Source organism: Aestuariibaculum sp. M13 (genome assembly GCF_024723255.1).
In the GTDB taxonomy this organism is placed as follows: Bacteria; Bacteroidota; Bacteroidia; order Flavobacteriales; family Flavobacteriaceae; genus Aestuariibaculum; species Aestuariibaculum lutulentum.
In genome coordinates, this window is record NZ_JANIAC010000002.1 from 153,819 (window position 1) to 166,495 (window position 12,677).

Annotated in this window: 9 protein-coding genes; 7 read left to right on the forward strand and 2 right to left on the reverse strand. The window is 34.6% G+C overall.

Annotated elements, in window-relative coordinates:
- The first annotated feature begins 94 nt into the window (after positions 1-94).
- A complete protein-coding gene (gene nagB / locus NO995_RS07825) occupies positions 95-2,026 on the forward strand; it encodes a glucosamine-6-phosphate deaminase (protein WP_258227021.1) in 1,932 nt (643 codons plus the stop codon).
- A gap of 118 nt (positions 2,027-2,144) precedes the next feature.
- On the opposite strand, the gene NO995_RS07830 is transcribed toward nagB, so the two are convergent.
- Positions 2,145-2,858, reverse strand: coding sequence for a LytTR family DNA-binding domain-containing protein (locus NO995_RS07830; RefSeq protein WP_240575038.1), 714 nt, complete (start codon positions 2,856-2,858; stop codon positions 2,145-2,147).
- Between the two features lie 39 nt (positions 2,859-2,897).
- Complete coding sequence (locus NO995_RS07835) at positions 2,898-3,956, reverse strand: sensor histidine kinase (RefSeq protein WP_240575037.1); 1,059 nt, start codon at positions 3,954-3,956, stop codon at positions 2,898-2,900.
- Between the two features lie 117 nt (positions 3,957-4,073).
- Between NO995_RS07835 and NO995_RS07840 the strand changes: the two genes are divergently transcribed.
- From NO995_RS07840 to NO995_RS07865, 6 genes are all read left to right on the forward strand, one after another.
- Positions 4,074-6,317, forward strand: a complete 2,244-nt coding sequence (locus NO995_RS07840; protein WP_258227022.1) for a GH92 family glycosyl hydrolase — start codon at positions 4,074-4,076, stop codon at positions 6,315-6,317.
- Between the two features lie 4 nt (positions 6,318-6,321).
- A complete protein-coding gene (locus NO995_RS07845) occupies positions 6,322-8,196 on the forward strand; it encodes a sodium:solute symporter family protein (protein WP_258227023.1) in 1,875 nt (624 codons plus the stop codon).
- 12 nt (positions 8,197-8,208) lie between these two features.
- Positions 8,209-9,174, forward strand: coding sequence for a glycoside hydrolase family 130 protein (locus tag NO995_RS07850; protein WP_258227024.1), 966 nt, complete (start codon positions 8,209-8,211; stop codon positions 9,172-9,174).
- Positions 9,175-9,214: 40 nt separating this feature from the next.
- A complete protein-coding gene (locus tag NO995_RS07855; RefSeq protein ID WP_258227594.1) occupies positions 9,215-10,255 on the forward strand; it encodes a carbohydrate-binding family 9-like protein in 1,041 nt (346 codons plus the stop codon).
- 71 nt (positions 10,256-10,326) lie between these two features.
- Complete coding sequence (locus NO995_RS07860; RefSeq protein WP_258227025.1) at positions 10,327-11,496, forward strand: glycoside hydrolase family 18 protein; 1,170 nt, start codon at positions 10,327-10,329, stop codon at positions 11,494-11,496.
- A gap of 59 nt (positions 11,497-11,555) precedes the next feature.
- Complete coding sequence (locus tag NO995_RS07865) at positions 11,556-12,671, forward strand: putative glycoside hydrolase (protein ID WP_258227026.1); 1,116 nt, start codon at positions 11,556-11,558, stop codon at positions 12,669-12,671.
- The last annotated feature ends 6 nt before the right edge of the window (positions 12,672-12,677 follow it).

Genomic DNA, 12,677 nt, shown 5'->3' on the forward strand with positions numbered 1-12,677 from the left:
GCAGTTCTGTTGTTATTAGTCGAAATTATAAAAACAAAACAGATTGTAATAGGTAACTTAGATAACCATCATTTAATTAGTAATCGACATGTTTATGATTAATACGGTAATAAATAAATCTAAGGAAATAAGTTACAGCGAGGCTGGTAAGTTTGAAGAAACGCGATTTGAAAAAATTCACAATGTTATTTTTGAATCGTCGCAAGAAGCATCGGTTTTAGTAGCACACGAAATAGCAAACTTAATTCGTCGTAAAGAAGAATTAGACGAAGTCTGTGTGTTAGGGTTGGCAACTGGTTCTTCACCTGTAAAGGTGTATGAGGAATTGGTAAGAATGCACCGTGAGGAAGGATTGAGTTTTAAAAATGTGGTAACTTTTAACTTAGATGAGTATTATCCTTTGGATAAAGATAATATTCAGAGTTACTATTATTTTATGCATGATCATCTTTTTAATCATGTCGATATTTTACATGAGAATATAAATATTCCAGATGGTACTGTAAGTGATCAGGACTTGCATCAGTATTGTATTGATTATGAAATGAAAATTCAATCTTATGGAGGTATCGATTTTCAGTTGTTAGGAATAGGAAGAACAGGACATATCGGATTTAATGAGCCAGGTTCTCATATAAATTCAGGAACCAGAGCTATTAATTTAGATTATATAACGCGAGTAGATGCAGCTCCTGCTTTTTTAGGCTTAAAAAATGTACCTAGAAAGGCAATAACAATGGGAGTAGGAACGGTAAGGAAAGCCAAACGCATTGTACTTTTAGCTTGGGGTATCAATAAAGCGGGTATTGTTAAGGAAGCCATAGAAGGAGAAATATCTTCACACGTTCCTGCTACATATTTACAAGAACATAATAATACCACATTTGTACTTGATGTTGAAGCGTCGTATGAGTTAACAAGGGTAAAAACGCCTTGGTTGGTGAAATCCTGTCGATGGAATGATGAATTGAAGTGTAAAGCCGTAATTTGGTTAAGTGAGCTAACGGGAAAACCATTTTTAAAACTTACGGACAAGGATTATAATGATAATGGAATGTCCAGCATATTAACCGAAGAAGGTTCTGCTTATAATTTGAACATAAAAATGTTTAATAAAATGCAGCATACCATTACAGGTTGGCCAGGAGGAAAACCAAATGTGGATGATAGTTGCAGACCAGAACGTTCCGAGCCAGCTAAAAAGCGAGTGATTATTTTCAGTCCGCACCCAGATGATGATGTCATATCTATGGGCGGAACCTTTGCGAGATTAGTAGAGCAAGGGCATGAAGTTCACGTGGCATATCAAACTTCAGGAAATATAGCAGTGTCTAATGAGGAAGCCTTAAAATTTGTAGAAGTTTCTAAAGTGTTGAATTCAGATTCAGCCGAAGTAGATAGTATTATTCATTTTTTAAAGAATAAATCTCAAAATGATATAGATACTCTTGAGGTAAGAAAATTAAAAACTACAATTAGAAAATGTGAGTCTTTAGCGGCTACAAGATATGTAGGTTTATCAGACGATAATGTTCACTTTTTAGAACTTCCGTTTTATGAGACAGGAACCATAAAAAAAGGGAAACTTACTGAAGTGGATATTAAAATTATGTGCGATTTAATAGATGATATTAAGCCTCATCAAATTTATGCAGCAGGTGATTTGGCAGATCCACACGGAACTCATAAAGTGTGTTTAGATGCTTTGTTTGAAGCTTTAAAAATATTAAAGCCAGAAAGTTATATGAACGATTGCTGGGTATGGTTATATCGTGGTGCATGGCACGAATGGGAACCTTACCAGATAGATATGGCTGTTCCTATGAGTCCGGATCAGGTGCTTAAAAAACGTCAGTCGATATTCTATCACCAATCACAAAAAGATGGTGTCATGTTTCAAGGTGATGATAATCGTGAGTTTTGGGTACGTGCCGAAGATAGAAATCGCGAAACAGCAAAAAAATATAAAGACCTTGGTTTAGCAGATTACGAGGCAATAGAAGCGTTTAAACGCTTCTATTTTTAAAAGTTAAGAACGAACTCATTATAGTTTTTTATTGTTTAGTTTATGTTATTTGAGTTTGGTTAATTAGATGGTTGTTTCTATTGAATTAGAGGTAACCATCTTCCTTTTTATAAACATACTAAACAGAAGCGTCTAAAATTTTTTGCTTTACTTCATCAATATAAGAGCGTCCAATAACATATCTTAAACCTTCAATTTCCACACTATTTCCCTCTAAAGCATCAATTTTGTCGATAGCTACAGTGTAAGATCTGTGAATTCTAATAAAATCGCCTGGAGGCAGTAAGTTTGTAAAATCCTTTAAGGTATAATGGACGATGTAAGAGCCAGAAAATGTTTTTATTTTTAAGTAATCCTTTAAACTTTCAATGATTAAAATTTCATTAAGAAAAATTTTCTTCATTTTCTTTTTGTCTATTTTAATAAAGATAAAAGGAGTTTCTTTATTAGCGCTAACCGGTATTTTTTTTGCGTTTTCAAGACGTTTGGTAATTTTATTTAAGGTTTTCATAAACCTAGGCATTTCAATAGGCTTTACCAGATAGTCTAAAACATCTAACTCATAAGTTTCCAAGGCATATTCATCATAAGCACTGGTAATAATAATTAATGGTGGATTTTCTAAGCTTTTTATGAAATTAATACCATCAAGAACAGGCATATTAATATCAAGAAAAATAACATCAACATTGTTGTTTTTAAGAAAATTTAATCCATCGATCGCATTGTTAAAAGTTTCTGCGATTTCATAATTATCTATTTGCTCAAGATAATTTTTAATCACATTTACAGCTAACGGCTCGTCATCAATTATCAAGCATTTAATTTTCATAGTTTGTTTGGTCGTAGTTTTTAGTTTTGTAATAGTTTGTTAAGCAACTTTAATCTTTAGTTTAACAACAAATTTGTTCTTTTTTTGCTTTATTGAAAGTTTGTAATCGTTTTTATTGTAGCCTAATTCCAATCTTTTTTTTGCATTTACCAATCCAATTCCGCCGGCTTTTTTATTCGGTTTTTGATGCTCACTAATTTGAGGTAATGGGTTGGTGACGGTAAAGTAAAGAAAATTTTCTATAATCTTAAAGTTGATGTTGATTTTTACTTTGCCAATATTCTTGTCAGCCCCGTGTTTAAAGGCGTTTTCAATAAAAGTTAATAAAAGAATAGGTGCGATTTTCTTGTCTTGAATGTCGCCGGATATGTACATATTAACTTCTAAATTCTCATCATATCTAACACGCTCTAAATCCAGATAATTTTGAATATATATAATTTCCTTTTCTAAAGTTTGTCGCCTTTCTCGTGTTTCATAAAGGAGATAACGCATCAATTCAGAAAGTTTTAAAATCATTCGAGGTGTTTTGTTCGATTTTTCTACTGATAATGAATAGATGTTATTTAAAGTGTTAAAAAAGAAATGCGGAGAAACCTGTGTTTTTAAAAAACGCAGTTCTGTTTCTAATTGGGTTTTTTCTAAAAGGGCTACACGCTTATGTTCTTTGAGGTAGTCTAAAGTTATTTTTATAGCGGTAACAAAAGTGATGACATAAAGCTCGCCAATCATCATATCTATAGTATAATTTAAACTTAGCTTGTCGGTAGCTTCAGGACCTTCGGGCCATACGTTATGGCTAACCAGCCAATAGGTTAAATTGTACTTTACTAGGACCATAATAAATATGGATCCTAAAACAGAAATAACATAGAGCACATACTTTTTATTATAAACCAAATAGGGCATTAGAATAAATATGTTCAAGTAGCACAAAATCATATGTATAGGAAATCCAATAAGAGTGGTTTTTAAAGAATATCCGTAATCGTCAAAATAACTTCCCCAGCGTAATGTATTCAGAAGAAAGTAAATTGACCAAAAAACAATGTGGTAAAACAATGGAATTTTAAAGAGTTTGTTTTGATTTGCATCCATTTTAGAAAACAATTTTTATTTTTTGGTGTTTAGGTCTTAAAATGTGTTATCCGTCTAAAATAATTTTAAAGTTTAGAAAAAACTAGAAACTTTAGAGTTCAATATTAAAAATATTATATGAAAAACGTATCGGTAATTGTTTTATTAGTTGGTCTTTTTGTGAGCTGCGGAGACAATGTTACTAATAAAACCATGACTAGCAAAATTTTAAGTGATAAAGTAGATCCGTTTATTGGCACAGGAGGACATGGACATACATACCCAGGAGCAACAGTGCCTTTTGGAATGTTACAGGTTAGTCCTATAAACGGTATAAGTAAATGGGACTGGTGCTCTGGGTATCATTATTCAGATTCCATTGCCGTAGGATTTAGTCACTTAAGTTTAAGCGGAACAGGAATTGGAGATTTAGCCGATATTTTATTCATGCCGATAAATAAAGAAGTGGATCTTTCGGTTTATCCAAAATCGAGAGACAGCATTACGTATAAATCAAAATACAGTCATTCAAATGAAACAGCCAAGCCAGGTTATTATCAATTGTATTTGGATGATCACAATATAAATGTAGAATTAACAACGGCTAAACGCACAGGGTATCATAAGTATACCTTTAAGGCTGGAGATGCTCAATCTGTTGTTGTTGATTTAGGGTTTACTTTAAACTGGGATAGAACGGTTGAGACTATTATTACTGTTGAAGATGAACATACCATTTCTGGTTACCGATACAGTAAGGGATGGGCGCCTAATCAAAAAGTATTTTTTGTAGCGAAGTTTTCAAAACCTATTACTGGTAAAAATGTATTTGCTGATGGCTCAAAAGTTAAAGGGAACAAAGTTGAAGGAGAAAAAACAGCCATTCAGCTATTTTTCGATAATGCTGACTCTAATGAGCTTTTTGCAAAAGTAGCTTTGTCCTCTGTTAGTATTGAAAATGCTAAAGGAAATTTAGAAGATGGTGGTTTTGAATTTGAAGCAGTTAAATCTACTGCAGATAAAAGCTGGAATAATGCTTTAAAATCTATTGAAGTAGAAAGCTCAGTAGATTCATTGGAAACCATTTTTTATACCGCCATGTATCATGCTCAAGTAGCTCCGGTAACTTTTAGTGATGCTAATGGGGAGTTTAGACTGGAAACAGACAGCATTGCAACAGCGAAAGATTATACAGCATATTCTACATTGTCGCTTTGGGATACTTTTAGAGCAGAGCAACCACTATTAACTTTAATAGCGCCTAAAAATGTCTCGGATATCATCAATTCGATGTTGGCATATTATGAAACAAAGAAGATTTTACCGGTATGGACACTTTATGCCAATGAAACGAATACTATGACAGGGTATCATTCCATTCCTGTAATTGTTGAAGCTTACTTAAAAGGTATTAAAGGTTTTGATGCTGAAAAGGCGTTTGAAGCGATGAAAAATACCATGATGCAGGATGAACGCGGTTTAAAATATTATAAAGAATTCGGATATATTCCGTACACGTCAATAGATGAATCGGTTACTATTACTTTAGAATATGCTTACGACGACTGGTGTGTGGCGCAAATGGCAAAAGCCCTTGGTAAAACAGAAGATTATAATTTCTTTTTAAAACGTTCTGAAGCTTACAAACACTTATTAGATACCGAAACCGGATTTATGCGTGGAAAATCTGAAGATGGTAAATCTTGGAACGAGCCATTCGATCCGAAATACTCAAACCATAGAGTTCAAACCGATTATACCGAAGGTAATGCCTGGCAACATAGCTGGTTTGTACCTCATGCTGTTAAGGAATTAGCAGAGTTGCATGGTGGTGAAGATGTATTTACTTCGCGTTTAGAGCAACTTTTCACTGAAAGTTCTGAGATTACAGGGACTCACACCTCGGCAGATATTTCAGGTTTAATTGGTCAGTACGCACATGGTAACGAGCCTAGTCACCATATTGCTTATATGTTTAACGATGCCAATAAACCATGGAGAACACAATATTGGGTACGTCATATTTTAGACACGCAATACAATACAACGCCTAACGGATTAAGTGGTAATGAAGATTGTGGGCAAATGTCGGCTTGGTATGTATTTAGTTCAATTGGTCTTTACCCAATGAATCCGGCTTCAGCTGAATACGAAATTGGAAGTCCGATTTTCGACAAGACCACCTTGAATTTAGCAAACGGAAAAACATTCACCATTGAAGCAGAAAACGTTTCCGATAAGAATATTTACATTCAATCGGCAACCTTAAATGGTGAAGATTTCAACGACACATCAATAGCCCATAAAACAATTTTAGAAGGAGGTACTTTACATTTCGTAATGGGACCAAATCCAAATAAAAACTGGGGAATTAAAAAATAGTAGGATGGATATAATAGATATAAGTATTATTGTCTCCTACGTTTTAATAACCGTAGGAGTAGGAGTCTGGATTTCAAAAAAGGCTTCACAGGGGTTAGACCATTATTTTTTAGGTGGAAAATCCATTAAATGGTATTACTTAGGTTTAAGTAATGGCTCCGGAATGTTTGATGTCTCTGGAACGGCCTGGATGGTTGGAATTTTATTCCTGTATGGTGTTAAAAGTTTCATGTTTATGTGGCTTTGGCCTATCTGGAATCAGATTTTCGTTATGATGTTCCTGGCAGTTTGGATTCGCCGTTCAAAAGTAATGACAGGTTCTGAATGGATTTTAACACGATTCGGAAATGATAAAGCCGGAAAAGCATCTCATATTATTGTGGCTATTTTTGCTATTATTTCAGCCATTGGTTTTATAGCTTATTTCTTTGAAGGTGTAGGAAAGTTTTTAACCATTATTTTACCTTGGGATTTAACTGCGCAAATAGGTGAAACAGTATTGTTTACATCCACCCAATCTTACGCATTAATCATTATTTTACTAACGACAATTTATACCATAAAAGGGGGGATGTTTTCTGTTGTGGCAACAGAGGTTCTTCAGTATTTAATAATGGTTGTGGCAGGTCTTCTTGTGGCGAGTTATACGTTAATTACCTTTACAGATTTCGAAATAACGTCTATCATTTCAGAAGAATGGAAAAACATTTTCTTTGGATGGGAATTAGGTCCGCAGTGGAGTGATAAATATCAGGCGTTTAACGATTTGATAGACTCTGAAGGCTATAAAATGTTCGGTGCTTTTATTGGTATGTCTTTGTTTAAAGGCTTCTTTGCAAGTATTGCAGGACCAACGCCGAGTTACGATTTACAACGTATTCTTTCTACAAAAACGGTTAAAGAAGCAGCGTATATGTCTGGATTTACGAACCTGATTTTATTTATTCCAAGGTATTTATTAATTGGTGGAATTGTAGTTATAGCATTGGTTGTTTTATCTTCGGAAATGAATAATGGCGCTTTAACTGGAGGCGATTTAGAAATTATTCTACCAAAAGTGATTAATTTTCATGTTCCTGTTGGGATAAAAGGCTTGCTGTTGGCAGGTTTATTAGCAGCTTTTATGTCTACGTTTTCAGCCTTTGTAAATGCTGGTCCAGCGTACATAGTTAACGATATTTATAAAAAATATTTTAAACCAGTTGCTGATAGTTCACACTATATAAAAGTGAGTCATTTGGCTTCTTTGGTTATTGTTTTGCTGGGGGTTTTAATGGGCTTTTTTGCAGACTCCATTAACTCGTTAACCTTATGGATTACTAGTTCTCTGTTTGGTGGTTATGTAGCAGCTAATTTTCTGAAATGGGTTTGGTGGCGTTTTAATGGCTGGGGCTATTTCTGGGGTATGCTAGCAGGTCTTGTAATAGCGTCATTTCAGTTTGTATTAGATCAGAATAAAATGAATTTTGATGTAGAGGGTGTATGGTATCAATTAGCAACCATGCCATCAATCTACTTATTCCCAATCATCTTTGGTTTTTCATTATTAGGTAGTTTATTAGGAACCTGTTTTTCAAAACCTACTGATGAAGCGGTTCTAAAATCGTTCTACACGAATGTTAGACCTTGGGGTTGGTGGAAACCTGTATTTGAAAAATTAAAAGCAGAAGATGCGTCTTTTGAGAAAAATAATGAGTTTTTTAGCGATATGTTAAATTGTATTATTGGGATTGTATGGCAATCGAGTATGATTGTTTTGCCAATATTTCTTTTAATACGCGATTATCCTAAAACAATCATATCGTTAGTTGTATTTGTAATTACCTCAATAATTTTAAAATACACTTGGTTAAATAAAGTGAATAAAATAACAGATTAAATTATATAAAAAGTGGCAAATATACCTTGGCAAGACAGACCGGAGAATAATAATGAGGTCATGTGGAGATATTCTGAAAACCCGATTATAGATCGATATGCAATCCCATCATCAAACAGTATTTTTAACAGCGCTGTAGTACCTTTTAAAGATGGATTCGCAGGTGTGTTCAGATGTGATAATAAGGCGGTGCAGATGAATATTTTTGCAGGCTTTAGTAAAGATGGAATTAACTGGGATATTAATCATGATCCAATTGTGATGAAAGCCGGAAACACCGAGATGATTGAGTCGGATTATAAATACGATCCTCGTGTGGTATTTATTGAAGATAGATATTGGATTACCTGGTGTAACGGGTATCATGGCCCAACAATTGGTATCGCATATACATTTGATTTTGTGGAGTTTTTTCAATGTGAAAATGCCTTTTTACCATTCAATAGAAATGGGGTGTTATTCCCAAAAAAAATTAATGGAAAATATGCGATGTTAAGTCGCCCGAGTGATAACGGTCATACGCCTTTTGGTGATATCTATATTAGTTACAGCCCGGATATGAAATACTGGGGAGAGCATCGTTGTGTTATGAAAGTAGCTCCTTTTCAGGATAGTGCCTGGCAATGTACTAAAATAGGCGCAGGACCTATACCAATTTTAACTGATGACGGTTGGTTAATGTTGTATCATGGGGTTATTAATACCTGTAATGGATTCCGTTATGCTATGGGAGCTGCCATTTTAGATGAAAATGAACCAGACAAGGTAAAATACAGAACCAAGCCTTATTTATTAGGCCCTGCAGAAATGTATGAGTTAACAGGTGATGTACCAAATGTTGTATTCCCATGTGCAGCGTTACATGATTACGAAGAAGATAAATTAGCAGTGTATTATGGCGCTGCCGATACCGTTGTAGCTATGGCATTTGGTAAATTGAGTGAAGTAGTAGAATTCACAAAAAATAACAGTTTGTAATTTGAAAATACAGAGAAAAATAAAGGTGTTGTTTGGAGCAATGAGTTGTTTTTGTGCCGTTGGTTGCGCACAACCTAAGCAAGACATGGAACCCAGACAATACATAGCCTATAAAACTTCAGAATCCATTTCTATTGATGGAATGGGTTCTGAGGCTTCATGGGATAAAGCCGAATGGACTGATTTGTTTATCGATATTGAAGGTGATAAAAAACCAAAATATGAAACCAAAGTAAAAATGCTTTGGGATGAACAATACTATTACATTCTGGCTAGAATGGAAGAGCCTCACGTATGGGCCGATTTAAAACAGCGTGATACTATTATTTTTTATAATAATGATTTCGAAGTGTTTATTGATCCGGATAGTGACTCCTACAATTATTATGAATTGGAAATTAACGCCTTAAATACAGTTTGGGATTTGTTTTTAACGAAACCTTACCGCGATAATCCAAAGATTTTAAACGACTGGGATATTAATGGGTTAAAGTCAGCCGTTACTATTCAAGGTACTCTAAATAATTCAAAAGATATAGATGAAGGCTGGACATTAGAAATTGCCATTCCTTTTGCAGCTTATAAAACCTCGTATTTTCATAAAAATGTACCGGTTGATAGTTTTTGGCGTGTTAATTTTTCACGTGTTAACTGGCAACATGATTTATCAAACGGAAAGTATAGTCGTAAAAAAGGAGAGGATGGTAAATTTATACCAGAATACAACTGGGTATGGTCCCCAATGGGCGTGATTAATATGCACGAGCCAGAAAAATGGGGTTATGTGTATTTTTCATCGAAGGAAATTGGTGGGAAAGATGCCTTTGAAATTCCTCAAGATGAAAAAATAAAATGGCAAATGTTCAGTTTATACCGTGCTCAAAAAAGCTATAAAAACAAAAATAAAGTTTGGGCATCATCATTATCCGAACTTGTCGATAACGATATTAAGGTTGATGGTAAAGTTTTAAAACCAGTTTTAGAAAACCATTCAACGGGGTATAATATTTCTGTGAAAAGCCCTTTTTCAAATAAAACACTGATAATTAAGGAAAATGGAGAATTTTCTGAAATAAAATAAAAATCCAGAATAAAAAGAAGCAGGGTTCAAAAAAAAAATTGAACGTATTATTATTAAGAAAAAGTCGATACATGTTACAGTTAAACTTAATCAATACAACATCGAAATTCATAAAATCAGGAGTTTGTCTTTTGATGTTTTCTGCACTTTTAAACTGTGAAAACAAGGTAGAAAAAGAAGGAAAAGTTGAAGCTCCAGTTGAAAACTTAAAATTGATTGGTTACGTGGCGGGTTACGAAGATTTTGATCCTTCTCAGGTCGATGCCAAGAAGTTAACACATATTAATTATGCTTTTGCCAATATTGTACAAGGCAAACCAAAATTTGAGTTAGCTGTAGATTCTAGTAAAATTGCGAGTTTAATGGCGTTAAAATCTAAAAAATCAGATTTAAAAGTGTTGTACTCTGTTGGTGGTTGGGTTTGGTCTGATCAATTTTCTCATTTAGCGGCATCAGAATCAGCACGACAAATTTTTGCTAATGGTTGTGTTTCACTTTTGAAAAAACACGGTTTTGATGGTGTTGATTTAGACTGGGAATACCCGGGGCAACGTGGTGAGGACAACGCATTTCGTCCGTCGGATAAAGAGAATTTTACGTTATTATTAAAAACCATCCGCGAAGCTTTAGAAATACAAGGAAAAACAGATAACAAGCATTATTTACTAACTATTGCGAGTGGTGCAGATCAGGCTTATATAGATCATACCCAATTAGGCAAGGCTCAGGAGTATCTTGATTTTATTAATGTAATGTGTTACGACTACTATCATGGATGGCATTATCAAACGGGGCATCATGCGAATTTAAATCCTTCACATGCAGAAAAATTTGAAGGAAATAGTGGTAAACAAGCCATAGAACGCCATTTGAAAGCGGGTGTTCCGGCAAATAAATTAGTGATGGGCATTCCGTTTTACGGAAGAATGTGGGAAAAAGTGAATCCGCAGAATAACGGATTGTACCAATCGGCTAAGTCTACCGGTATGATTGTACCGTATTGGGATATTGTTGAGAAAATCAAGTCTGGGCATTTTAAAGAATTATATGATGAATCTGCTAAAGCATCATATCTGTGGAATGCAAAAGATAGCGTGTTCATCTCATGGGAAACACCTAAAGATATCGAAACTAAAGTTCAGTTTATAAAAGAAAATGGACTTGGAGGCGCGATGTTTTGGGAATACAGTTTAGATAACAATCAGGAATTATTAAACGCATTGTTTAAGGGTATGGAATAACAAAAGACGTCTAGGGATAGACAAAAGGCGACAAAATAACAAACGACTAACAACAACTTATGAAAACAAAATACTTACTAATAACTGCTTTGGTGTTACTCTGCATATCTTGTGGATATCAAAAAAAAGAGAATACTATAGCTGAAGTTGATTCTCCTGAACCTAAAAAAGAAGCTTTCGAATTTGGGGTTTGGACAACCGCAAATGGAAAAAAATCGGATGAAGAATTCCTTAAGGAATTTGAAAAATACAGTAACGGAGGCATAGATGAAGTGTTAATCAACACCGGAACTGACCCTAAGTTGTTAGAGCGATTAGTGCCTTTAGCCAAGGAAAAAGGTTTACGGGTGCATGCCTGGATTATGGCAGTAAACCGTCCGGGAGATACTATTGCTCTGCAACATCCAGAATGGTATCAGGTAAGTAGAGAAGGAAAATCTTGCTTTGATACACGTCCTTATGTAGGGTATTATCAGTGGTTATGTCCGAAAAGAAAAGAATCACGAAATCATATTTTGGGCTTAGTGGAAGGTTTGGCAAAAGTTGAAGGAGTGGAGAGTGTCCACTTAGATTATATTCGTTTTCCGGACATCTTTTTACCAATCGGACTATTACCAAAATACAATTTAGTTCAGGATGAAGAATTACCTGAATACGATTTTTGTTATTGCGATGTGTGCATTAGCGAGTTTGAAAAATTACACCATAAAAATCCTTTAAAAAGTAAAAATACGGCGATTGATATGGAGTGGAAAAACTTCAGATTAAACGCTATTAAATCTGTTGTTGATGATGCTTATAAAATCGTTCACAATAACAATAAGATTTTAACAGCTGCGGTATTTCCATACCCTGAAATGGCCGATCACATGGTGCGTCAACGTTGGGATAAATGGGATATTGATGAAGTTTACCCAATGATTTACCATGGATTTTACGACGAAGAGGTTGACTGGATTGGTTATGCGACCAAGCAAGGTGTAACCGATACTGAAAGCGAAGGGATTTCATTGAACACAGGAATTTACATCCCCGATTTTAAAACCGCTGAGGATTTAAAGCAAGCTATTTTATATGCTAAAGAAAATGGAGCAAAAGGGGTTTCATTTTTCGATGGTAATGCGATTTCAGATGAGTTTTTTGAAACTATAAAAACGACAAAAGCTAATTTATAATCATAC

What these genes read in the sequence shown, in the direction of transcription:
- NO995_RS07835 (WP_240575037.1), bottom strand. Translation starts at nt 3,956, where the DNA reads ATGGATGCAAATCAAAACAAACTCTTTAAAATTCCATTGTTTTACCAC.
- NO995_RS07860 (WP_258227025.1), top strand. Translation starts at nt 10,327, where the DNA reads ATGTTACAGTTAAACTTAATCAATACAACATCGAAATTCATAAAATCA.
- nagB (WP_258227021.1), top strand. Translation starts at nt 95, where the DNA reads ATGATTAATACGGTAATAAATAAATCTAAGGAAATAAGTTACAGCGAG.
- NO995_RS07855 (WP_258227594.1), top strand. Translation starts at nt 9,215, where the DNA reads ATGAGTTGTTTTTGTGCCGTTGGTTGCGCACAACCTAAGCAAGACATG.
- NO995_RS07830 (WP_240575038.1), bottom strand. Translation starts at nt 2,858, where the DNA reads ATGAAAATTAAATGCTTGATAATTGATGACGAGCCGTTAGCTGTAAAT.
- NO995_RS07865 (WP_258227026.1), top strand. Translation starts at nt 11,556, where the DNA reads ATGAAAACAAAATACTTACTAATAACTGCTTTGGTGTTACTCTGCATA.
- NO995_RS07840 (WP_258227022.1), top strand. Translation starts at nt 4,074, where the DNA reads ATGAAAAACGTATCGGTAATTGTTTTATTAGTTGGTCTTTTTGTGAGC.
- NO995_RS07845 (WP_258227023.1), top strand. Translation starts at nt 6,322, where the DNA reads ATGGATATAATAGATATAAGTATTATTGTCTCCTACGTTTTAATAACC.